Raw genomic sequence first — 22,271 nt, forward strand, 5'->3', positions numbered from 1 at the left:
GGCCGGTGCTGACGGCCGCCAGGAGGGACACGGAGGCGACGGCGGGGACGATGAGCCTTCTGAGGCACATCGCGTTCCTCCCGAGGGGGTTCGAGGCGCGGAGCGGAACGCGTCGGGACACTGCGGTTGAGCATCAGGTGTTGTCGGGACTTGGTCAACACGCTTCAATGCGGTGGAACTCGGGGCCGTGAACAAGGCCGTACGGATGTGAACAATCCCCGCACGCCCACCAGGCGCCCTTGGCACCCGCGCGAACGGTCTGACCAGCCGTTTGTGAACATTCACAGAAAGGCCCGCGCATGCGGCACGGCACAGAGCACGTGGATCTCGCCCCGGCGGAACTGGAGACGGCCCTGCGGGGCGGCCCCTTCCATATCGCGCTGCGCGCCGCGATAGCCGCCCGCGGGCTGCCCCTGCAGCGCGTGCAGCACCACTTGTCACGCTACGGGGTGAAGGTCGGCGTGACGAGCCTGAGTTACTGGCAGCAGGGCGCCCGGCGTCCGCAGCGCCCCGAGTCGCTGCGCGCCGTCCGGGCCCTGGAGGAGATCCTCCAACTGCCGGACGAATCCTTGATCAGACTCCTCGCCCAGAACGAGGAGCTCCCGGGCGTCGAACGCCCCGCAAGCCGCTCGTACCGCGCCCTGGTGGAAGCCTCCGGCGTACTTGAACGCCTGCTCGACGAACTGGAGTCCCCACTCGACGGCGGGCTGCACACCATCGGCCACCACGAGCGCGTGCACATCGGCGCACACCGCGAACTGCGCGGCCGCGAATCGCAGCACATCGTGCGCGCCCACAAGGACGGCGTGGACCGGTACGTGGCCATCCACCACGGCGACCCGGGCTGCACCCCCAACCGAATGGCGGTGCGCGCGCTGGAGAACTGCCGGACCGGCCGCGTGCGCTGGCACCACGACACCGGAGTACTCGTGGCCGAGTTCCTCTTCGACACCCGACTGCGCACCGGCGACACGTTCCTCTTCCGCTACGGCTTCGACGACGGCACGGCCGGCGCATCCAGCGAGTACATCCGCGGGTTCAGCTTCGCGGGTGGCCAGTACGCGCTCCAGGTGCGCTTCGACGAACGGGCGCTGCCGGTGCGCTGCCACCGGTTCACCCAGCACTCGGCAGCCGCCCCCCCGCAGCGGCCGCCAGGAACTGACGCTGAGCGGGCAGCACCGCTCGGTGCACCTGGTCGAACAGCGGGTGCGGTCGGGAATCGTGGGAATCGCCTGGGACTGGGAGTAACGCCGTCAGGCAGCCGGGCCCGCGACGATCTTCCCGTCCCTGACCTCCACGGACAGCTTGTTGAGCGGCTCCGTGGCGGGCTCGTGCAGCACCTTGCCCGTCGCCGCGTCGAACTCGCTGCCGTGACAGGGACAGGTGAGCGTCGTGCCCGCCAGCTTGTTGATGGGGCACCCGGCATGCGTACAGATCGTGCTGTACGCCTTCAGGGATCCGTCCCCGGCGCGGCTGACCACCACATTGTGGTCCCGGTAGAGCTTGGCGCTCCCCTTGGGGATCTCGTTCCCGGCGCCGAGCTCGACGGGCGCGGTGGGCGTCGGGGGGACCGCCCCGGCGCCGCCTCCTGACGAACAGGCGGTGAGACCGAGGCCGACAACCGGCGTCGCAGCCGCCCCTCGCAGAACGGTACGGCGACTCGCGGACGGACGGACGGCCGGGCATGAGGTCTCCCCTGGTCGGACGGCATCTGAGGCGGCATGCGGGGGCGGTGTCCGGGGACGGCGGTCCGGAGTACCCGCACCCGGGCGGCATGCACGGTGTGGCGGACCGACGATACCGGTGCGGATCATTCCGATTCGGGCGGGGGTGCGGGTGAGGAGCGGCTGAGGTGGACTGCGGTCGGCTGGGTTCGTTCTGGTCGGATGCGGTCGGCCTCAACCGGCCGCAGTCAGCTCCGGTTCACCCCGGTCACTCCGGTCCTTTCCGGTCCGCATCTGGTCGACCCCGGCCGGCCCCGGCCGGCTCCCGGGCGGCTCCCGAACCGGTCCTTTCCGCTCTGGTCGACTCCGATCGGCGAGGCACGTAAACGTTCACGTAAAGGCTTGCGCGAACGTTTACGCAGGCCGGCGTCCGGGGCCACCGCACCCATCACTCCGTCGCTCGCCAAGGCAGTACGTAAACGCTTACGCAAGCGTTTACGTCCACCCCGACATGCGATAGGTTCCCGCCAGGACGGCCGCAGATGTCCGTCCCAGGAGGGAAGCTCATGGCGACGATGGTGGACGTGGCGCGGCACGCGGGGGTGTCGATCGCGACCGTCTCGCACGTCCTGAACGACTCGCGACCGGTGCGCCCTCAGACCCGCCAGGCCGTCCTGGACGCCATCGAAGCGCTCGGGTACACGCACAACACGCTGGCCCGTTCCCTGGTCACGGCGCGGACCCGGTCGATCGGGCTGGCGGTGTCGGCCATCAGCAACCCGTACTTCACCGAGATCCTCCAGGGCGTGGAGGCCGGCGCGCTGGAGCAGGGTTACAGCCTGCTCATCGCCGATCCGCATGACGATCCCGAACATGAAGGGAAGGTCGTCCGCCTCCTTCACGAGCGACGGGTCGACGGCCTGATCGTCGCGCCCTCCGCGGAGCCGGCCGGGTTGCTGCGCTATCTGGGCCGGCACGACGTACCGACGGTGTTCCTGGACCGACTCGTCGACCGCACCGCGGCGGAGGCGGGCGGCGCATCCGGCATCCATGCATCCGGCCTCCCCCGACCCGGGGAGGACGAGCCGTCGGCAGCCCCGTACCGCTTCGACCAGATCTGCGCCGAGAACGCCGAGCCCACGGCCCAGTTGGTCGCGCACCTCGCCGGACTCGGCCACAAGCGGATCGGCCTGGTGGCAGGGCTGCCCGGACTCAGCACCACGACCGAGCGGATTTCCGGCTACCGCCACGGGCTGGCGGGCGCCGGACTGCCGTACGACGAACGGCTCGTGGTGCACGGCGCCTCGCAGTCCGAGGCGGCGGAGCAGGCGACCGGAGCGCTGCTCTCCCTCGGGGCGCCTCCCACGGCGTTGGTCACGGGGAACAACGCGATGACCATCGGCGCGCTGCGCGCCCTGCGGAAGTTCGGCCTGTCCGTGCCGGACGACCTGGCGCTGTGCTGCTTCGACGACTTCGCGTGGGCTGACCTGTTCTCCCCCCGACTGACCGCTGTCTCCCAGCCCAGCAGGGAGATCGGGGCGCAGGCCGTCCGCTTGCTCCTGGAACGGCTGGCCTCGCCGGGCCGTCCGGGCCGTACCCTCCGGCTGCCCTGCACGTTCGTCCACCGCACCTCGTGCGGCTGCCCCGAGGATGCGGGGCCCACGGACAGCCGAGGGGCCACCGACGCCGCCCCCGCCGGCGACGCCTCTCCCGCCGGTGGCGGCGCGGGCGGTACCCCAAGGGAAGCGCGACGGTGAGCCGGGCGATCCCCGAGGGACCGCGGGCCGCGATGAGAGGAGGGCCGCCCTGGAACTGCGACTCCCACACCCAACCGGCCCCCACTCCAACCCGGCACCACACCCCGCTCCTCCCCGTCCACCCCACTCCCCCCGTCCACCCCGTTTCCTCCGTCGACCCAGATCCCCTTCACCAGCCTCAGTCCCCCCAACCGCTCCACCCCTCCGACCGCCGCGAGAAAGGATCCTGCCGTGATCGTCGTCGCCGGTGAGGCACTCATCGATCTGGTACCGCAGGGCGCCGGTGCGCTCGTGGGCCTGCTGCCGCGACTCGGCGGCGGCCCCTACAACACCGCGGTGGCTCTGGGCCGCCTGGGCTCCCCCACCGCGTTCTGCTCACGTGTGTCGTCCGACGCCTTCGGTGAGGCTCTCCTGGACGGGCTGCGCGAGGCGGGCGTCGATGTGTCGTCGGTGCAGCGCGGCGTGGAGCCGACAACCCTGGCTGTCGCCTCGATCGGTACGGACGGCTCGGCCGCGTACTCCTTCTACGTGGAGGGGACGGCGGATCGCCTGTTCGTGGCACCCGACCGCCTTCCGGATGCCACGGCAGCGGTGTCCTTCGGCACCTGTTCGCTGGTGCTGGAGCCCGGCGCGAGCGCGTACGAGGAACTGATGCGGAGCGCCGCCGCACGTGGCGTGTTCACCGCGCTCGATCCGAACATCCGGGCGGGGCTGATCTCCGATGCGGACGCCTACCGGGCCCGGTTCAAGAGCTGGCTCCCCTCGGTCTCGCTGCTCAAGCTGTCGGCGGAGGACGCGGAGTGGCTCGGTGGCACGCCGGCCGAGTGGCTGGCGTCCGGGCCCTCCGCCGTCGTGGTCACGCGGGGCGGGAACGGCCTCACCGTCTTCACCCGCGACGGTTCCGCGCACTCCGTGCCCGGCGAGGCGGTCGACGTCGTGGACACGATCGGCGCCGGCGACACGGTGAACGCGGCGCTGCTGCACGGCCTTGCCGCTCGCGGCGCCCTGTCACCGGCGGCACTCGCGGATCTGGGTTCCGACGGCTGGACGGAGTTGCTGGCGTTCGCGGCCCGCGCCGCGGCGGTGACCTGCTCACGTGCGGGCGCGGAACCGCCGTACGCCTCGGAACTGGGCGGCGCGTGAGCGCTCTTCGAGGCTCGGGGCGGGATGGCGCGGGCGGCTGACCGGACAACGCGCGGCGCCCCACGGGGAGTTCCCGTGGGGCGCCGTGCGCTGCGGAGATGGATCGGGGCTCAGGCGGGTGCTTGGCTCCCGTCAGGCCTTGCGCGCCCGTGTGGTCTTCTTGGCGGGCGCCGCCTTCGTGGCCGTCTTCTTCGCCGCCGCTGTCTTCTTCGTGGCGGCGGAGGTCTTCTTGGCGGCCGTCTTCTTCGCAGCCGTGTCGCTCACGGTCTTCGTGGCCGTCTTGCGTGCCGCCGCCCCGGCCGCCACCGTCTTCCTGGCCGCGGCCTTGCGGGGCGCCTTCACCGAGGCGGCGTCGCTGATCTGCTCGGCGCTGAGGATCTCGCGCAGGAACTTGCCGGTGTGGCTGGCCGGAACCCCGGCGACCTGCTCCGGCGTGCCCTCCGCGATGACCAGGCCGCCGCCGCTGCCGCCCTCGGGGCCCATGTCGATGACCCAGTCGGCGGTCTTGACGACGTCGAGGTTGTGCTCGATGACGATGACCGTGTTGCCCTTGTCGACCAGACCCGAGAGAACCTTGATCAGCTTGCTGATGTCCTCGAAGTGCAGACCGGTGGTGGGCTCGTCGAGCACGTACACCGTGCGTCCCGTGGACCGCTTCTGCAGCTCGCTGGCGAGCTTGACGCGCTGCGCCTCGCCGCCGGACAGCGTCGGCGCGGACTGGCCGAGCCGCACGTAGCCGAGGCCGACGTCGTTGAGCGTCCTCAGGTGCCGGGAGATCGCGGGCACGGCCTCGAAGAAGTCCAGGGCCTCCTCGATCGGCATGTCGAGGACCTCGGCGATGGACTTGCCCTTGTAGTGGACGTCCAGGGTCTCCCGGTTGTAGCGCGCCCCATGGCAGACCTCGCAGGGGACGTACACGTCCGGCAGGAAGTTCATCTCGATCTTGATCGTGCCGTCGCCCGAGCAGTTCTCGCAGCGGCCGCCCTTGACGTTGAAGGAGAAGCGGCCGGGCTGGTAGCCCCGCACCTTCGCCTCGGTCGTCTCGGCGAAGAGCCTGCGGACGTGGTCGAAGACTCCGGTGTACGTCGCCGGGTTCGACCGGGGCGTACGGCCGATGGGCGACTGGTCGACGTGCACGACCTTGTCGACGAGGTCGTCGCCTTCCACGCGTGTGTGCCTGCCGGGCACGTTGCGTGCGCCGTTCAGCTCGCGGGCCAGGTGCGTGTACAGGATGTCGTTGACGAGCGTCGACTTTCCGGAGCCCGAGACGCCCGTGACGGCCGTGAGCACGCCGAGCGGGAAGGACACGTCGATGTCCTGGAGGTTGTTCTCGCGGGCGCCGTGCACCGTGAGCGATCGGCTCGGGTCGGCGGGGCGGCGGATGTCCGGGAGCGCGATCTCCTTCTTGCCCGACAGGTACTGCCCGGTCACCGAGTCGGCGTTGGCGAGGAGCTCCTTGAGGGAGCCGCTGTGCACGACCTTGCCGCCGTGCTCGCCCGCACCGGGGCCGATGTCGACGACCCAGTCCGCAACCTTGATGGTGTCCTCGTCGTGCTCGACGACGATGAGCGTGTTGCCCATGTCGCGGAGGCGGACCAGGGTCTCGATGAGCCGGTGGTTGTCGCGCTGGTGCAGGCCGATGGACGGCTCGTCCAGGACGTACAGGACGCCGACGAGTCCCGAGCCGATCTGCGTCGCCAGGCGGATCCGCTGGGCCTCGCCGCCCGACAGGGTGCCGGCCGCGCGGTTCAGCGAGAGGTAGTCGAGGCCGACGTCGACCAGGAAGCGCAGTCGTTCGTTGACCTCCTTGAGGACGCGCTCGGCGATCTTCTTGTCGCGGGCGTTGAGCTTCAGCTTGCCCAGGAAGTCGGCGCAGTCGCTGATGGACATCGCGGAGACCTCCGCGATCGACTTCTCCATCACCGTGACCGCGAGGACGATCGGCTTGAGGCGCGTGCCCTCACAGGTGGGGCAGGGCACCTCGCGCATGTAGCCCTCGAAGCGCTCGCGGCTCGCGTCGCTCTCGGCCTCGCTGTGCCGCCGCTTGACGAACGGGACGGCGCCCTCGAAGGGCGTGGTGTAGACCCGCTCGCGTCCGTACCGGTTGCGGTAGCGGACCTCGATCTGGGTCTTGTGCCCGTACAGCAGGGCCTTCCGGGCGCGCTGGGGCAGGCCGGCGAAGGGAATGTCCGTGCGGAAGCCCAGCGCGTCCGCGAGGGCTCCGACCAGCCGCCCGAAGTACTCCTTGGTGTGCCCGTGCGACCAGGGGTGGATGGCGCCCTCGTCGAGCGACTTGTCCTCGTCCGGGACGATCAGCTCGGGGTCGACCTCCATGCGCGTACCGATACCGGTGCACTCGGGGCAGGCGCCGAAGGGCGAGTTGAAGGAGAAGGAGCGGGGCTCCAGCTCCTCGAAGGACAGGTCGTCGTACGGGCAGTACAGGTGCTCCGAGTACATGCGCTCGCGCTCGGGGTCGTCGGCCGGGAGGTCGACGAAGTCCAGGACGACCATGCCGCCGGAGAGGCCTAGGGCGGTCTCCACCGAGTCCGTGAGGCGGCGCTTGGCGCCGTCCTTCACCGTGAGGCGGTCGACGACCACCTCGATGGTGTGCTTCTCCTGCTTCTTGAGCGTGGGCGGCTCGGTGAGCTGGATCGTCTCGCCGTCGACCCGGGCCCTGCTGTACCCCTTGGTCTGGAGGTCGGCGAAGAGGTCGACGAACTCTCCCTTGCGCTCGCGCACCAGCGGCGACAGCACCTGGAAGCGGCTCCCCTCCGGCAGCTCCAGGACCTTGTCGACGATGGCCTGCGGCGACTGCCGCGAGATCGGGCGACCGCACTCGGGACAGTGCGGCTTGCCGATGCGCGCGAAGAGCAGACGCAGGTAGTCGTAGACCTCGGTGATGGTGCCGACCGTCGAGCGCGGGTTGCGCGAGGTCGACTTCTGGTCGATGGAGACGGCCGGGGAGAGGCCCTCGATGAAGTCGACGTCGGGCTTGTCCATCTGGCCGAGGAACTGCCGGGCGTACGACGAGAGCGACTCGACGTACCTCCGCTGGCCCTCGGCGAAGATCGTGTCGAAGGCGAGGGAGGACTTGCCCGACCCCGACAGGCCCGTGAAGACGATGAGCGAGTCGCGCGGGAGGTCGAGCGAGACATTCTTCAGGTTGTGCTCGCGCGCTCCACGGACGATGAGACGGTCGGCCACGCCGGTCCGCACCTTTCTTGAGAGAAGTGACAGGGGCGAGGCCCCGTCTTTTTCAGACTAGGGGGAGCCACTGACAACGCCGGGTCGGTTCCCATGGTTGGTAACAATCCCGGGCCATCCAGCATGCCCGACGCCACGATCGACCTTATAGCACGTGCATTCGATTTGCGGGGGTGGTCGAGCACCTTCACCCGAACGTGTGGCGCAGCTATCGTCGGAGCCATGAACGATCATGTGCGCGACCTGGCGTCTGTACGTGCCGCGACCGAACGGCTGCTCAGTGCAGCCGCCCGACTGGACAACGCCGCAGTGACCGAGTCGTCACGGCTGCCCGGCTGGAGCCGCGGCCATGTCCTCGCCCATCTCGCCCGCAACGCGGACGCCCTCGTGAACGTCCTCGCCGGGCGGCCCATGTACGTGTCCGGGGACACCCGGGACGCGGACATCGACCGGGACGCGCCGCGCCCCCTGGCCGAGCAGCTCGCGGACGTGCGCGAGAGCGCGGCCCGGTTCCAGGAGGCGGGCGCCGCTCCGGCGGACTGGTCCCGCACCGTGGAGCTGCGCAACGGCGTCAAGGACTCCGCGTCCCGGGTTCCGTTCCGGCGCTGGGTGGAGGTGGAGCTGCACCACGTCGATCTCGGCATCGGATACGAGCTCGATGATCTTCCCCAGGACTTCGTGGAGCGGGAGATCGCGTTCCTCGCCGACCGTTTCGCGGGGCGTCCCGAGGTGCCGTCCACCCGCGTCACGGACTCCAGGCGCGCGTGGGGCACCGGACGCGATCCGCAGGGCGCGCCGGACGTCACGGTGACCGGTCCCGCGCCCGCCCTTCTCGGCTGGCTGTCGGGACGCCGCGACGGGTCGGACCTGGCCGTCGACGGCGGTCCGCTTCCCTCGCTTCCGCCGCTATAGGCTGCCGTCATGACGTACAGCGGAGCGGTGAAGGTCGGCGGACCCGCCGATGTGCACGAGCTGCCGGACCTGATGATCTCCAAGGTCGCGGTGGGCCCCATGGACAACAACGCCTATCTGCTGCGCTGCCGGGCCACCGACGAGCAGCTGCTGATCGACGCGGCGAACGACGCCTCGACACTCCTCACGCTGATCGGTGACGACGGCATCGCGTCCGTCGTCACCACCCACCAGCACGGTGACCACTGGCAGGCGCTCGCAGCGGTCGTGGCGGCCACCGGCGCGCGTACCTACGCGGGGCGGGACGACATGGAGGGCATCCCGGTGCCCACGGACGTCCCGGTCGACGACGGCGACACGATCCGGGTGGGGCGTGTGGAGCTCACCGCACGCCATCTCGTGGGGCACACGCCGGGTTCGATCGCCCTGGTCTACGACGATCCGCACGGACACGCGCACGTGTTCACCGGTGACTGCCTCTTCCCCGGCGGGGTGGGCAACACGCGCAAGGACCCGGAGGCCTTCGCCAGCCTCATCGGCGACGTGGAGACGAAGATCTTCGCCCCGCTGTCGGACGAGACGTGGGTCTACCCGGGACACGGCAACGACACGACGCTGGGCGCCGAGCGCCCGCACCTGCCGGAGTGGCGCGCCCGGGGCTGGTGACAGCGGGGTGCCGGTGTCGCGTCGGCACGGGGTGCATGCCGTGATGTCGTGCGCCGGTGCGCGCCCCGTGTGAAGCGAATGCACGCGCCGGTGGGACACGCGCGCTCCCGGCGCGCGCACTGGTGCAGTCCACTGGAACCTGCCCCGCACAGGATGACGGCTCCTGCGCGGACGGGCCGCCGGCCTATCGATTCCCCGCCCTCGGCCGGCGGCCCCGGCACCGCCCGTATGGACGGGCCGGGGCGACGACGCGGCGGTCACCTGCCGGGCGCCCGGTCGGGAAGCCGGGTCAGGCCTCCGCGCGACCCGTTCCCGCCAGCGTCGCGATGCGCTCCACCGCGAATGCGTAACCCTGCACCCCGCACCCCGCGATCACACCGTCGGCGCGCAGCGAGACGTAGGAGTGGTGCCGGAACTCCTCACGCTGGTGGATGTTGGAGATGTGGACCTCCACCACCGGCAGCCCGTCGCAGGTGTTGAGCGCATCCAGGATCGCGACGGACGTGTGCGAGTAGGCGGCCGGGTTGATCACGATGCCGGAATGACGCTGCCGGGCCTCGTGGATCCAGTCGACCAACTCGCCCTCGTGATTGGACTGGCGGAAGTCCACGGTGCCGCCGTGCGCGGCCGCCGCCTTGGCGCACAACTCCTCGACGTCGGCGAGGGTGTCGCTGCCGTAGATCTCCGGCTGACGCTGCCCGAGGAGGTTCAGGTTGGGCCCGTTGAGGATCATGATCGGCGCGTGGGCGAGGGTGCGGGGCACGGTTCCTCCGGTACGTCCATGGTCTGACGGCCCGTTTCAGGACCGCTGCTCGGACCCGGTTTATCACGATGCGCCGCGAGCTCGGCCGGCCGTACCCTCTCGCCATGAAGCCGCCTGCGTACGCTCCCAAACCGGTGCCCGGGGACCGGGTGGCCGTACTCTCTCCGTCCGCCGGGCTGCCCGGGCTCTTCCCGGCGCCTTACGAACTGGGGTTGGAGCGCCTGCGCGAGGAGTTCGACCTGGAGCCGGTCGAGTATCCGACGACCCGGAGGATGGGCGCGGCGCCCGCGGATCGCGCCGCCGACATCCACGCGGCGTTCGCCGACCCGACGGTCAAGGCCGTGATGGCCACCATCGGCGGCGACGACCAGATCACGGTCCATCCCTTCCTGGACCGGGAGTTGATCCGGGCCCATCCGAAGCCCTTCTTCGGGTCCAGCGACAACACCAACCTGCTCGCGTACCTGTGGAACACGGGAATCGTCGGCTACCACGGCGCGAGTGTCATGTGCGAGCTGGGCCGCCCCGGAGCCCTGGCCGAATCGACCGCGGATTCCTTGCGGGCGGCCCTGTTCACCCGTGGACCGTACGAGGTGCGGCCCGCCGACCGGTTCACCGACGTCAACGGCCCCTGGGAGGACCCCTCCACCTTCGACCGCGAGCCGGCGACGGAACCCGGCCGGGGCTGGACCTGGCACCGGCCGGACCGCGTCGTCGAGGCGCGTTCCTGGGGCGGCAACATCGAGATCCTGTCCTGGCTGCTGATGGCCGACCGTGAGATCTCCCGTGAACTGTCCGCGTACGACGGCCACGTGCTGTTCCTGGAGACGTCGGAGGAGATGCCCCGGCCCGACGACGTGTTCCGGATCCTGCGGAGCATGGGCGAACGCGGTCTGCTCCGGCGCTTTCCCGCCCTGCTGATGGGCCGCCCCAAGACGTGGTCCTTCGAGCAGCCCAACGACGCGGTGGCGTAGGCGCGTTACGCACGGGGTCAGCGCGACGCGGTCCTGAAGGCCGTCGACATGTATGCCCCGGACATGATGGTCGTCTTCGATGTGGACTTCGGTCACACCGATCCGCAGATCGTCCTCCCCTACGGGGGCACGATCCGCGTCGACGGTCCCGCCCGGCGCATCTCGGTCACCTACTGAGTCGTCACGCACCTCCACGCGCCCCCGTAACCGGTGGTGACTCTGGGTAGTTGACGCGGCATGCACGACGTACGCTCCGTCAGGGCGCCTTCCATGCTCAGGCTCGCGGCCGCGTCTCTCGCCGGGACGGCCATCGAGTTCTACGACTTCTTCGTCTACGGCACCGCCGCCGCCCTGGTCCTCGGACCGCTGTTCTTCCCGACGTTCTCGCCCCTGGCGGGGACGCTGGCGGCCTTCGGGACGTTCGGAGTCGGTTTCGTCGCCCGTCCACTCGGGTCCGTGCTCTTCGGGCACCTCGGGGACCGCCGGGGCCGCCGGCCGGTCCTGGTCGCCTCGCTGCTGCTGACCGGCGCGGCGACCGTCGCCGTCGGCTGCGTCCCGACCTACGACTCGATCGGTGTCGCCGCCCCCGTACTCCTGCTCGTGCTGCGGTTCCTGCAGGGACTCGGGCTCGGGGGTGAGTGGGGCGGGGCCGTGCTGCTGACCGCGGAGCACGCGCCCGCCGAGCGGCGCGGACTCTGGTCGAGTTTTCCCCAGATCGGCCCCTCACTGGGATTCCTGCTGGCCAACGGCGTGATGCTGGTGCTGTCGGCGGTGCTGACCGACGCGCAGTTCGCGGCCTGGGGCTGGCGGGTGCCCTTCTGGGCCGCCGGCGTGCTCGCACTGGCCGGTCTGTGGCTGCGCAGTTCGCTGCGGGAGAGCCCGCGGTTCCTCGAACTGGGGGAGCACGCGCGCATGCCGCTCGTCGAAGTGGTCCGCGGCCACTGGCGGCTGGTGCTGCTGACGGCCGGCGGGCTCGCCGTCGGATACGCGGTGTTCTACGCGGTGACGACCTGGGCGCTCGCCTACGGCGTGGAGCGGCTCGGTGTGAGCCGTACCGTCATACTGGCCTGCATCATGGCCGCCGTCGTGGTGAAGGGCTCACTGACGCCCCTGGCGGCGATACTGGGCGACCGGTTCGGGCGGCGGCCGCTCTGTCTGACGGGCAGCGCCGCCGCCGCGCTGTGGATGTTCCCCATGGTCGCGCTGCTGTCCACGGGCGAACCGCTGCTCATGTTCCTCGGGTTCCTGGTGGCACTGCTGGCGTTCATCACGATGTTCGCGGTGATCGCCGCCTACCTGCCGGAGCTGTACGAGCCGCGGGTCCGCTGCACCGGCGCCGCGGTGGGCTACAACCTGGGTGGTGTGCTCGGAGGCGCCCTGACTCCTCTGGTGGCGACCGCCGTGGCTCGGGGGGACGGCGTGCCGTGGGGCGTGGCCGCCTATCTGACCGCCATCGCACTGCTCAGCCTGGGCTGCTTCGCCCTGCTCCCCGAGACCCGCCCGGTGGTCCGCCTGAGCGTCGTGGAGGCCACGGACTGATGCCGCCGGGGACCGGTCGCCTCAGGGGTTGACAGCCAGTTCCAGATACGCCGCGAACAGCACCAGGTGGACGCCGCCCTGGAGGGGAGTCGCGCGCCCGGGCACGACTGTCAGGGAACTGACGACGACCGTCAGGGCGAGCAGCACCATGAGCAGGGGGTCGAGGCCGAGCACCAGCGGTCCCGACAGCCAGATCGACGCCAGGGCGACGGCGGGAATGGTCAGTCCGATACTCGCCATCGCCGACCCGAGAGCCAGGTTGAGGCTGGTCTGCACGCGGTCGCGGCGGGCCGACCGCAGTGCGGCGATGGTCTCGGGGAGCAGCACGAGCAGAGCGATGATCACGCCGACCACGGACTGGGGCATGCCGGCCGCGTCCACTCCGGACTCGATGGTGGGCGAGACGCCTTTGGCGAGGCCGACCACGCCGACCAGTGCCAGGCCGAGGAGTCCGAGACTGATGCCGGCCGCGCGGGCGGACGGCTTGCCGGCGTGGTCGTCCGTCTCCATCACCACGCCCTGCCGGGTGATCGGGAGAAAGTAGTCGCGGTGGCGCACCGTCTGGGTCGAGACGAAGAGGCCGTAGAGCACCAGCGAGGCGAGCGCGGCGAAGGTCAACTGGGCCGTGGAGAACTCCGGCCCCGGCTTGCTCGTGGTGAAGGTCGGCAGCACCAGCGTGAGCGTGGCCAGCGTCGCGACTGTGGCCAGGGCGGCTCCGGTGCCCTCCGCGTTGAAGACCGCGAGCCGGTGGCGCAGCGAGGCGACGAGCAGGCTCAGGCCGACGATGCCGTTGCACGTGATCATCACGGCCGCGAACACCGTGTCCCTGGCGAGCGTGGCGCTCTTGTCGCCGCCGTCGACCATCAGGGTGACGATCAGCGCGACCTCGATGACGGTGACGGCGACGGCGAGGACCAGTGAGCCGAAGGGCTCCCCCACGCGGTGCGCGACCACCTCCGCGTGGTGGACGGCGGCCAGGACCGATCCCGCGAGGACGAGGGTCACCAGCACCACGACGGCGCCGGGCAGCTCACGCCCCCAGGTGAGGACCAGCAGGACCACCGCGACCGCCGGGACGACGGCCGTCCATCGAGTCGCGAGCGACCGGAGCCGAACGATCATGCAGCGATCGTCGCAGACCGGCCCGGGCCCTGCACTCCGGTGACTCGGCGCCCACCGGAACGGCACGGGGTGCAGTTCCGGTGGGCGGGACCACGTCAGACGTCGATGCTGTCCTTGCGCGAGTCCTCGACCGCCCCGGCCTCCTCCCGCGCCTGCTTCCTGGAAGCGATCAGGCTCGTGATCGTGGTGACGATCAGGACGGCGCAGATGACGCCGAGCGAGACCGGGATGGAGATCTCGGGGACGTGCACCCCGGTCTCGTGCAAGGCGTGCAGCACCAGCTTGACGCCGATGAAGCCGAGGATGACGGACAGGCCGTAGCTGAGGTGGACCAGCTTCTTCAGCAGGCCGCCGATGAGGAAGTACAGCTGCCGCAGGCCCATCAGCGCGAACGCGTTGGCCGTGAAGACGATGTACGGGTCCTGGGTCAGGCCGAAGATGGCGGGGATCGAGTCGAGCGCGAAGAGCACGTCGGTGGTGCCGATCGCGAGCATCACGACCAGCATCGGCGTCATGACGCGCTTGCCGTTCTGCCGGATCCACAGCTTGGTGCCGTGGTAGCGGTCGGCCACACCGAAGCGGCGCTCGGCGGCCTTCAGCAGCCGGTTCTCCTCGAACTCCTCGTCGTCCTCGTCGGCTCGGGCCTCCTGGATCAGCTTCCAGGCGGTGTAGATGAGGAACGCGCCGAAGATGTAGAAGACCCAGGCGAAGTTCGCGATGATCGCGGCACCCGCGGCGATGAAGATCGTGCGCAGGACGAGCGCTATGAGCACACCCACCAGCAGCACCCGCTGCTGGTACTGCGTCGGCACCGCGAACTTCGCCATGATCAGCACGAAGACGAACAGGTTGTCGACGCTCAGCGACTTCTCGGTGATGAAGCCCGCGAAGAACTCTCCGGCGGGCTGACCGCCGGCGAAGAGGAGCAGTCCGAGGCCGAACAGTCCGGCCAGGGCGATCCAGACGACCGTCCAGATCCCGGCTTCCTTGATCGATACGTCGTGGGGCTTTCGCCCGATGAAGAAGTCAACCGCGATCAGGGCGGCTAGACCCACGATGGTCAGGACCCAAAGGGTCACGGAAACATCCACTGCGCCTCCGGCAGTACGTAACGGCAGATTTCCAGCGTCGTCGCTACCGGAGGTCTCTTCCACCCGAGGCGGCCGGGGCGCTTGATGCGACCGGTGCCTGCGGGCCGACGCCCCGGGATCTGGCCAGATCCGTATTGACGGGTACGTCGCAGTTCGTAGGGAGTACTCCCCTCCGTACGGAAAAGAGTACGCGAATCACCAAGGAAAGGTAAAGGGCTTGGTAAAAGAAAATCCAAGTCTGCAGGTCAGGGTGCTTTACGAACGCTTGGTACGAGCTCCTCGGCTCGCGTCAGCGGTTCCAGGAGCGGCGGGCCTCGGCGATCTGCGTGAGCACCCGCTCCAGCACCCGGCTGCCCGCCGGGACGAGCGAGGGCTCGTATGTCCAGGCATGGCCGACCCAGGGGTCGGCGAGGTGGTCGTCGGGCACCGGCGTCAGCCGCATGAGGGAGCGCCAGAGCGGATCGAGCAGCGGCCCGTACGCGGACGCGTCCTCCCGGTCGGCGACCATCATCAGATGGACGCCGACGGCCGGACCCTCGTCCGCGATGTACCGCAGCTGGGTCACGGCGCGGTCGTCGAAACCGTGCGGGAAGTCGTTGACGATCACCAGCTGCTCGGCGGTGTCGAAGCCCGGGGGCAACGAGTCGGCGGCGCCCCCGCGCATCGCCATCTGCACCAGGTCCACCCGCTGGGTGAGGCGGGCCAGCACCTCGGCCACGCCCACGGCTCCGGCTGCGGGCGCGCCGGCGAGCACCCCGGACCGGACCAGCGGACCGAGCGCAGCCGCGCCCGAGCCGGCCGGGTCGATGACGTGCACCGTGAACTCCCCCGCGGGATACACGGCGAGCAGACGCGCGGCGTGCGCCACCGCGGACTCCATCGCCAGCCGGCGCAGATCCCCGGAGTCGGCGAAGGAGTCGTCGAGGCCGGAACGGCCGCTGTCGATCCACAGCCCGCGCTCCAGCGGCAGCCGGACCAGCATCGGAATGCTCAGGCCCTCGCTCTCGGGTAGATGCAGATCGCCCAGGCGCAGGGCCATCGGGACCTCCATCGGCACCCGGTAGCCGTGCCAGACCGGGTTGTCCCAGCGCGCGAACGCCGGGGGCAGCGCAGGTTCGACGACCTCGGACTCGGCGGTGAGCTGGGCGAGATCACGGTCGAGGGCGGCCCTGGCCTGGTCGACGAGGTGGGCGTGTTTGGCCTGCGCCGCCTCGCGTGCGGCGTCGCCCTGTCCGCTGATGCGGCTGCGCGGGTCGGACAGGACCTTGTCGAGTTCCTGCTCCATGCGCGAGTCGGCGAAGTCGACGGCGCTGCGATACGCGGCCGTGGTGCGCGCCAGGTCCTCGAACATGCCCCACACCTGGTTGTAGAGCCGCTCCTCCATGGACCAGCCGGTGGCGTCACCCGCCACGGGCTGCGCGGGCTGCCCCGGCGGGGTCGGCGGTGCGGTCGGCGGGGGCGGAGGCGGCGCGGCCGGCTGCCGGCGCGGATGGCTGTAGTCGACCGGGCCGGCCGCCGGGACCGTCGGCTGGGTGGCCGAGGTGTCCGGCTGTCCGAGTCCTCCGGAGTGCCCGCCCTGCCCCGCCGGGGCGCCGGGCAGACCGGGAGTGTCGTACGGGGACTGGGGCGGCGGCGGTATGTCACCCGACCCGCCCTGGGTGCCCGGATAGGGCTGGTCCGGAGCGGTCGCCGAGGTGGCCGCCTGTCGTGAGCGGTCCGCGTCGGAGGTGCGCGGCGGGGGTGCCGCCACCGAGCGGGCGAGGCCTTGGGCCACCGCCTCGTTGATACGGGCCGCGAGTTGCTGTGCCTCGGGCAGTCCTTGGTCGGCGAGCAGTTCGGCGAGACCACCCGCGTATCCCTGACCGACCGCCCGCACCTTCCAGGCACCCTGGCGGCGGTAGAGCTCCAGGGCGACGACGGCCGACTCGGCGTCGAGGCCCGTGATGGTGTAGCTGGCGACCTCGGAGCCGTCGAGGCCGGTGACGGCGACGAAGGGGGCGGCGACGACGCCGAACCGGACGGGACCGCCGACTCCGGACGGCAGCGCGAGCAGCACGCTGACCCGGTGCACGGCCTCCGGCAGGGCGTCCAGGTCGAAGGCGAGGCGATGGTCGGCCGCCGCCTGCTTGGAGACCTCGAGTCCGGGCAGGGTGGGTGCTCCCGGATGGGCCACCCACTCGACGCCGTGAACTCTGCCCTTCTCGTCGCTGAGCGTGGCCCCCGCCACGATCGGCTTGCCGGCCGAAACGCGGACCTCCAGACGGACCTGGGAGAGCGGATGGTTCTGCCCCCGGACCAGCTCGGCCGTCATCGCCTTGTCCCCCTATGTCACTTCGCTTCGTGTGCTGCGCGCCGCGCTGCCTACAGGTGCGGCAGGATCGCGGGCATGAGGTCCTGGAACGTCCGGCCGTTGGCCGGGGTGCCGATGGCCGTCATCTGCCAGCCGGTGCCCGCCCGGTGGACCTTCGCCATGACCTGCGCCGTGTACTGCCCGCCGCCGGCGAGCGTGTAGCGGGCGAGTTCCTGGCCGTTGGTCTCGTCGACCAGGCGGCAGAACGCGTCCTGGACCTCCTGGAACGTCTGGCCCGTGAAGGAGTTCACGGTGAAGACGATCTGGTCGATGTGGACGGGGACCCGCTGCAGGTCGACGAGGATGGCCTCGTCGTCGCCGCCCTGGCCCACGCCGCCGACCAGGTTGTCACCGGTGTGCCGCACGGAGCCGTCGTCGCTGACGAGGTGGCGGAAGAAGACGACGTCGACGGGCTGCTTGTCCGCGAAGAGCACGGCCGAGGCGTCGAGGTCGATCTCCCGCGTGCGCGAGCCGAACAGGCCGCGCCGGGGGGCCGCCTGCCAGCCGAGCCCCATGCGCACCGCGGTCAGGGTCCCCCCGTCGTTCTTCTGCAGACTGATGGCCTGACCCTTGGTCATGTTGACCGTCACGCGCTGTTCCCCTCTCGAACCGTCCCCTGTTGCCGCGGAGTCCGCGGATGACCAGAACCCTACGCAGCGGCACTGACACTGCCGAACCCTGGGGCGGACTTTGTGTCGGTCTTGCAACACAGCACATGCGCCCGGGGACTCGACGGGCGATGCCCCCGGTCCCCGGGCGGGCGCCCGGCCGTCAGGCCAGGCCCCCCTCCTTCATCTGCCGCAACTCCTTCTTCATCTCCGAGACCTCGTCCCGCAGGCGGGCCGCGATCTCGAACTGGAGGTCGGCCGCGGCGGCACGCATCCGCTGCGTCATCTCCTCGATCTGCTCGGCGAGTTCCGCGGCGGGACGGTCCGTCGGCACCGTTTCCTTGGCCTTCTTGCCCTTCGCCGCCTTGCCGCCGAGAGCGGGAACCGGCGCCTTGGCGGGCTTGCCGTCCTTCGTCTGGCGGTATCCCGAGCCGAGCAGCTGTTCCGTGTCGACGTCCTCGCGGGCGATCTGCGCAACGATGTCGTTGATCTTCTTGCGCAGCGGCTGCGGGTCGATGCCCCGCTCCTTGTTGTACGCGACCTGCTTCTCCCGGCGGCGGTTGGTCTCCTCGATGGCCTTCTCCATCGCCGGGGTGATCTTGTCGGCGTACATGTGGACCTGGCCGGAGACGTTGCGTGCCGCGCGGCCGATGGTCTGGATGAGCGAGGTGCCGGAGCGCAGGAAGCCCTCCTTGTCGGCGTCGAGGATCGCCACCAGGGAGACCTCGGGCAGGTCGAGGCCCTCCCTGAGGAGGTTGATGCCGACGAGGACGTCGTACTCACCGGCGCGCAGCTCGCGCAGCAGCTCGACCCGGCGCAGGGTGTCGACGTCGCTGTGCAGGTAGCGGACCTGGATTCCCATCTCCAGGAAGTAGTCGGTGAGGTCCTCGGCCATCTTCTTGGTGAGCGTGGTGACCAGGACGCGCTCGTCCTTCTCGGTGCGCTTGCGGATCTCGTGCACCAGGTCGTCGATCTGGCCCTCGGTGGGCTTGATGACGACCTCGGGGTCGACGAGGCCGGTGGGACGGATGATCTGCTCGACGAAGCCGTCACCGCGCGAGAGCTCGTACTTGCCGGGCGTCGCCGACAGGTAGACGGCCTGGCCGATGCGCTCCTGGAACTCCTCCCACTTCAGGGGGCGGTTGTCCAGGGCGGAGGGCAGCCGGAAGCCGTGGTCGACGAGGGTGCGCTTGCGGGAGGCGTCCCCCTCGTACATGGCGCCGATCTGCGGCACCGTGACGTGCGACTCGTCGATGACCAGCAGGAAGTCATCGGGGAAGTAGTCGAGCAGCGTGTTCGGCGGGGAGCCGGGCTCGCGGCCGTCGAAGTGCATCGAGTAGTTCTCCACGCCGGAGCAGGAACCGATCTGGCGGAGCATCTCGATGTCGTACGTCGTGCGCATGCGCAGGCGCTGGGCCTCCAGGAGCTTGCCCTGGGTCTCCAGAGTGGCGAGGCGCTCGCCGAGTTCCTTCTCGATGTCGTTGACCGCCCGCTCCAGGCGCTCGGGACCGGCCACGTAGTGGGACGCGGGGAAGACATAAAGCAGCGAGTCGTCGCTGATGACCTCGCCAGTGAGCGGGTGCAGCGTGGAGAGCGCCTCGATCTCGTCACCGAACATCTCGATGCGGACGGCCAGCTCCTCGTAGACCGGGAAGATCTCGATGGTGTCGCCGCGGACCCGGAAGGTGCCGCGGGCGAAGGCCATGTCATTGCGCGTGTACTGAATGTCGACGAAGCGGCGCAGCAGGTCGTCGCGGTCGATCTCGTCGCCGACCTTGAGCGTGACCATGCGGTCCACGTACTCCTGCGGGGTGCCGAGGCCGTAGATGCAGGAGACCGAGGCGACCACGACGACGTCGCGGCGGGTGAGCAGCGAGTTGGTCGCGGAGTGGCGCAGGCGCTCCACCTCCTCGTTGACTGAGGAGTCCTTCTCGATGTAGGTGTCCGACTGGGGGACGTACGCCTCGGGCTGGTAGTAGTCGTAGTACGAGACGAAGTACTCGACGGCGTTGTTCGGCAGCAGCTCGCGGAACTCGTTGGCCAGCTGGGCGGCCAGGGTCTTGTTCGGGGCCATCACGAGGGTGGGCCGCTGGAGCTTCTCGATCATCCACGCGGTGGTGGCGGACTTGCCGGTGCCGGTGGCGCCGAGCAGGACGACATCCTTCTCGCCTGCGCGGATGCGCTTCTCGAGCTCCGCGATGGCCGCCGGCTGGTCACCGCTCGGCTGGTAGGGGCTGACGACCTCGAAGGGCGCCACCGAACGTTCGATCTTGGAAACGGGCCGCATGCATCAACCGTACGACCCTGCACTGACAACGGGGTCGCGTCACCAGTTCTGCGGGGTGCGGGAACTCCGGTGTCCGGGGCGCTGGGCGGTGTGGGTCGGCGGGCGGTGGCCGGGGTGCGGTACGACGGTGCGGGCGGGAACGCCCGGCCTTCTCTCGGTGGGCGTCCAGTCCGGCTTGCCCATCACCATCAGCGGATCGAACATCACGACGACGCCCGCCAGGCAGAGGAAGGCCAACGGGCCGATCATCATCGGGGCGAGCAGGGCGGCGGGCGAGTCGCCCGCGGGGGCGCTGCTCGCTCCGTGCAGATGCACGCTGAGGGCGGCCATGCCCGTGTAGTGCATGCCGGTGACGGCGAGTCCCATGATGAGGCTCGCGCCCACGCTCCACAGGAAGCCGCGCACCTGCCCGGCGGCCCAGAGGGCCGCGGTGGCGGCCACCACCGCGATGACCACCGAGGCGGAGACGGTGAGGGTGTTGTACTCCAGCTTCCCGTTGAGGCGCATGCCCGCCATCCCCAGGTAGTGCATCGAGGCGACGCCGAGGCCCGTGATGGTGCCGCCGGTGAAGAGTGCCGCTCCGGTCGCGCCCCGGTAGCCGACGATGAAGATCCCGATGCCGACCATGACGATCGCGACGCCGAGGCTCGCGAAGGTCAGCGCCTTGTCGTAGCGCACCGGGCTCTCCTCGACCGAGAACCCCATCATCGCGATGAAGTGCATGGTCCAGATGCCGGAGCCGATCGCCGCCGAGCCGAGCGCGAGCCAGCCCGGCCGCCAGGAGCGGGCGACGAGCATCGATCTGGTGGTGCAGCGGAGCCCGAGCGCACCTCCGAGGCAGGCCATGAAGTACGCCACCAGCGGGGTGACCAGTCCGTAACTGAAGCCGTCGACGGTGCCTTGCATGCGCGACTGCCCTTCCCGCCCTGATATGTCCAAGATTGCCCTGAATCGCCCCCGCCCCAGGTCCGCCACAACGGCCGGGGTCGAGGCGAAGAGTATGACCCCCACCGGAATGGTCGAACGATTTTCCGGCAAAGAATCACGGGCCTGCCCCAGTTGTGAAGGCCCCTGTACACGGATTTGGGCAACTCCATTCAGTTCGCGGCCATTCCGCGCCCCCCTCCTGTTGACGCTCTGCTGTCAGTCTGGTGCTGACCGTGATCGCTCGACGCGAGGAGTACGTATGCACGCGCGCGTTGCCGCCGCCACGACCGCCGCGCTTCTCGGGGGCACCGTTCTGATACTCCCCACTTCCTCCGCCCACGCCGCGGACGACGACGACCGGCCCGTCGTCGTCGCTCACCGCGGGGCCTCGGCGTACGCACCGGAGAACACCCTGGCCGCCGTCGACAAGGCGGACGACCTGGGCTTCGGCTGGGTCGAGAACGACGTACAGCGCACCAAGGACGGCGTACTCGTCGTCATCCACGACGCGACACTGGCGCGTACGACCGACGTCGAGAAGGTCTATCCGGACCGCGCCCCCTGGAAGGTGGCGGACTTCACCGCGAAGGAGATCTCGCGGCTGGACGCCGGCAGCTGGTTCGGCTCCCGGTACGCGGGCGCACGCGTGCCGACGCTCAGGCAGTACATGGACCGCGTCTCACGCAATCACCAGAAGCTCGTCCTGGAGATCAAGAACCCCGAGCTGTACCCGGGCATCGAGCGGCAGACGCTCAAGGCCCTCAGCAACGAGGGCTGGCTCGACCCCGAGCACCTCCGGAGCAGGCTGATCGTCCAAAGCTTCAGCCCGGACAGTGTCCGCACGGTCCACGACCTGCGTCCCGGGGTGAAGACCGCGCTCCTGGGGACTCCGTCGATCGCCGACCTGCCCAGGTACTCGCAGTTCGCCGACCAGATCAACTCCTCGTACACCACGATCTCCACCGGCTACGTCGCCGCGATCCACGCCTTCGACGGCCCGCACGGCAGGCCGCTGGAGATCCTCACCTGGACCGTCGACGACGCGGCCACCGCCCGCCGGGTGGCGGGCTACGACGTGGACGGCATCATCACCAACAGGCCCGACGTCGTGCATCGGGCACTGAACGACTACTGACCTGGCCGCCCGGCCGGTGCCCGGGACCTCCCCCGCCCGGGGGGGGGGGGGGGGGGGGGGGGGGGGGGGGGGGGGGGGGGGGGGGGGGGGGGGGGGGGGGGGGGGGGGGGGGGGGGGGGGGGGGGGGGG

15 protein-coding genes and 2 pseudogenes are annotated in these 22,271 nt (G+C 70.2%); 8 read left to right on the top strand and 9 right to left on the bottom strand.

What is annotated here, in order from left to right; genetic code table 11:
• Window positions 1–299 precede the first annotated feature (299 nt).
• Window positions 300–1,248, top strand: a pseudogene (locus ACZ4NT_RS23980) (hypothetical protein).
• A gap of 5 nt (window positions 1,249–1,253) precedes the next feature.
• Here ACZ4NT_RS23980 and ACZ4NT_RS23985 read toward each other — a convergent pair.
• A complete protein-coding gene (locus ACZ4NT_RS23985) occupies window positions 1,254–1,646 on the bottom strand; it encodes a Rieske (2Fe-2S) protein (protein WP_467727521.1) in 393 nt (130 codons plus the stop codon).
• A 584-nt stretch (window positions 1,647–2,230) separates the two neighbouring features.
• Here ACZ4NT_RS23985 and ACZ4NT_RS23990 point away from each other — a divergent pair.
• Both ACZ4NT_RS23990 and ACZ4NT_RS23995 read left to right on the top strand, forming a co-directional pair.
• Window positions 2,231–3,421, top strand: a complete 1,191-nt coding sequence (locus tag ACZ4NT_RS23990; protein WP_467727494.1) for a LacI family DNA-binding transcriptional regulator — start codon at window positions 2,231–2,233, stop codon at window positions 3,419–3,421.
• 231 nt (window positions 3,422–3,652) lie between these two features.
• Window positions 3,653–4,564, top strand: coding sequence for a carbohydrate kinase family protein (locus ACZ4NT_RS23995; protein WP_121403671.1), 912 nt, complete (start codon window positions 3,653–3,655; stop codon window positions 4,562–4,564).
• A 132-nt stretch (window positions 4,565–4,696) separates the two neighbouring features.
• Here ACZ4NT_RS23995 and uvrA read toward each other — a convergent pair whose 3' ends face one another.
• Window positions 4,697–7,768 (bottom strand): excinuclease ABC subunit UvrA, encoded by a 3,072-nt coding sequence (uvrA, locus tag ACZ4NT_RS24000; protein ID WP_121403670.1) that lies wholly within the window; start codon window positions 7,766–7,768, stop codon window positions 4,697–4,699.
• Window positions 7,769–7,990: 222 nt separating this feature from the next.
• Between uvrA and ACZ4NT_RS24005 the strand changes: the two genes are divergently transcribed.
• Window positions 7,991–8,680: a maleylpyruvate isomerase family mycothiol-dependent enzyme gene (locus tag ACZ4NT_RS24005; protein ID WP_467727497.1), complete on the top strand. Its 690-nt coding sequence runs from the start codon at window positions 7,991–7,993 to the stop codon at window positions 8,678–8,680.
• A gap of 9 nt (window positions 8,681–8,689) precedes the next feature.
• On the top strand, window positions 8,690–9,346 hold the full coding sequence (locus ACZ4NT_RS24010; RefSeq protein ID WP_467727499.1) for an MBL fold metallo-hydrolase: 657 nt from the start codon (window positions 8,690–8,692) through the stop codon (window positions 9,344–9,346).
• 289 nt (window positions 9,347–9,635) lie between these two features.
• Here the strand turns inward: ACZ4NT_RS24010 and aroQ are convergent, their stop codons facing one another.
• Window positions 9,636–10,109, bottom strand: coding sequence for a type II 3-dehydroquinate dehydratase (gene aroQ, locus ACZ4NT_RS24015; RefSeq protein ID WP_467727501.1), 474 nt, complete (start codon window positions 10,107–10,109; stop codon window positions 9,636–9,638).
• A gap of 104 nt (window positions 10,110–10,213) precedes the next feature.
• On the opposite strand from aroQ, the pseudogene ACZ4NT_RS24020 reads away from it, so the two are divergent.
• Together ACZ4NT_RS24020 and ACZ4NT_RS24025 are read left to right on the top strand one after the other, a co-directional pair.
• Window positions 10,214–11,260 (top strand): annotated as a pseudogene (locus tag ACZ4NT_RS24020) (S66 family peptidase).
• 60 nt (window positions 11,261–11,320) lie between these two features.
• Window positions 11,321–12,622 carry an MFS transporter gene (locus tag ACZ4NT_RS24025; RefSeq protein WP_121403666.1) on the top strand — a complete coding sequence of 434 codons (1,302 nt, stop codon included), beginning with the start codon at window positions 11,321–11,323 and terminating at the stop codon, window positions 12,620–12,622.
• A gap of 21 nt (window positions 12,623–12,643) precedes the next feature.
• Here ACZ4NT_RS24025 and ACZ4NT_RS24030 read toward each other — a convergent pair whose 3' ends face one another.
• From ACZ4NT_RS24030 to ACZ4NT_RS24055, 6 genes are all read right to left on the bottom strand, one after another.
• Window positions 12,644–13,744, bottom strand: coding sequence for a calcium:cation antiporter (locus ACZ4NT_RS24030; protein ID WP_467727503.1), 1,101 nt, complete (start codon window positions 13,742–13,744; stop codon window positions 12,644–12,646).
• A 95-nt stretch (window positions 13,745–13,839) separates the two neighbouring features.
• Window positions 13,840–14,835, bottom strand: coding sequence for a TerC/Alx family metal homeostasis membrane protein (locus ACZ4NT_RS24035; RefSeq protein ID WP_467727505.1), 996 nt, complete (start codon window positions 14,833–14,835; stop codon window positions 13,840–13,842).
• A 289-nt stretch (window positions 14,836–15,124) separates the two neighbouring features.
• The gene (locus tag ACZ4NT_RS24040; protein WP_467727507.1) at window positions 15,125–17,146 is read right to left on the bottom strand and encodes a TerD family protein; all 2,022 of its coding nucleotides are present in this window, start codon (window positions 17,144–17,146) and stop codon (window positions 15,125–15,127) included.
• Window positions 17,147–17,196: 50 nt separating this feature from the next.
• The gene (locus tag ACZ4NT_RS24045) at window positions 17,197–17,775 is read right to left on the bottom strand and encodes a TerD family protein (RefSeq protein ID WP_121403662.1); all 579 of its coding nucleotides are present in this window, start codon (window positions 17,773–17,775) and stop codon (window positions 17,197–17,199) included.
• Window positions 17,776–17,956: 181 nt separating this feature from the next.
• Window positions 17,957–20,080: an excinuclease ABC subunit UvrB gene (gene uvrB / locus ACZ4NT_RS24050; RefSeq protein WP_467727510.1), complete on the bottom strand. Its 2,124-nt coding sequence runs from the start codon at window positions 20,078–20,080 to the stop codon at window positions 17,957–17,959.
• Between the two features lie 39 nt (window positions 20,081–20,119).
• Window positions 20,120–20,986 (bottom strand): MHYT domain-containing protein, encoded by an 867-nt coding sequence (locus tag ACZ4NT_RS24055; protein WP_121403660.1) that lies wholly within the window; start codon window positions 20,984–20,986, stop codon window positions 20,120–20,122.
• A 280-nt stretch (window positions 20,987–21,266) separates the two neighbouring features.
• Between ACZ4NT_RS24055 and ACZ4NT_RS24060 the strand changes: the two genes are divergently transcribed.
• A complete protein-coding gene (locus ACZ4NT_RS24060) occupies window positions 21,267–22,142 on the top strand; it encodes a glycerophosphodiester phosphodiesterase family protein (protein ID WP_121403659.1) in 876 nt (291 codons plus the stop codon).
• Window positions 22,143–22,271: the final 129 nt, after the last annotated feature.

The organism is Streptomyces sp. NPDC026417 (assembly GCF_055567695.1).

What these genes read in the sequence shown, in the direction of transcription:
- ACZ4NT_RS23990 (WP_467727494.1), top strand. Translation starts at nt 2,231, where the DNA reads ATGGCGACGATGGTGGACGTGGCGCGGCACGCGGGGGTGTCGATCGCG.
- ACZ4NT_RS24005 (WP_467727497.1), top strand. Translation starts at nt 7,991, where the DNA reads ATGAACGATCATGTGCGCGACCTGGCGTCTGTACGTGCCGCGACCGAA.
- ACZ4NT_RS24010 (WP_467727499.1), top strand. Translation starts at nt 8,690, where the DNA reads ATGACGTACAGCGGAGCGGTGAAGGTCGGCGGACCCGCCGATGTGCAC.
- ACZ4NT_RS24025 (WP_121403666.1), top strand. Translation starts at nt 11,321, where the DNA reads ATGCACGACGTACGCTCCGTCAGGGCGCCTTCCATGCTCAGGCTCGCG.
- ACZ4NT_RS24030 (WP_467727503.1), bottom strand. Translation starts at nt 13,744, where the DNA reads ATGATCGTTCGGCTCCGGTCGCTCGCGACTCGATGGACGGCCGTCGTC.
- ACZ4NT_RS24040 (WP_467727507.1), bottom strand. Translation starts at nt 17,146, where the DNA reads ATGACGGCCGAGCTGGTCCGGGGGCAGAACCATCCGCTCTCCCAGGTC.
- uvrB (WP_467727510.1), bottom strand. Translation starts at nt 20,080, where the DNA reads ATGCGGCCCGTTTCCAAGATCGAACGTTCGGTGGCGCCCTTCGAGGTC.
- ACZ4NT_RS24055 (WP_121403660.1), bottom strand. Translation starts at nt 20,986, where the DNA reads ATGCAAGGCACCGTCGACGGCTTCAGTTACGGACTGGTCACCCCGCTG.
- ACZ4NT_RS24060 (WP_121403659.1), top strand. Translation starts at nt 21,267, where the DNA reads ATGCACGCGCGCGTTGCCGCCGCCACGACCGCCGCGCTTCTCGGGGGC.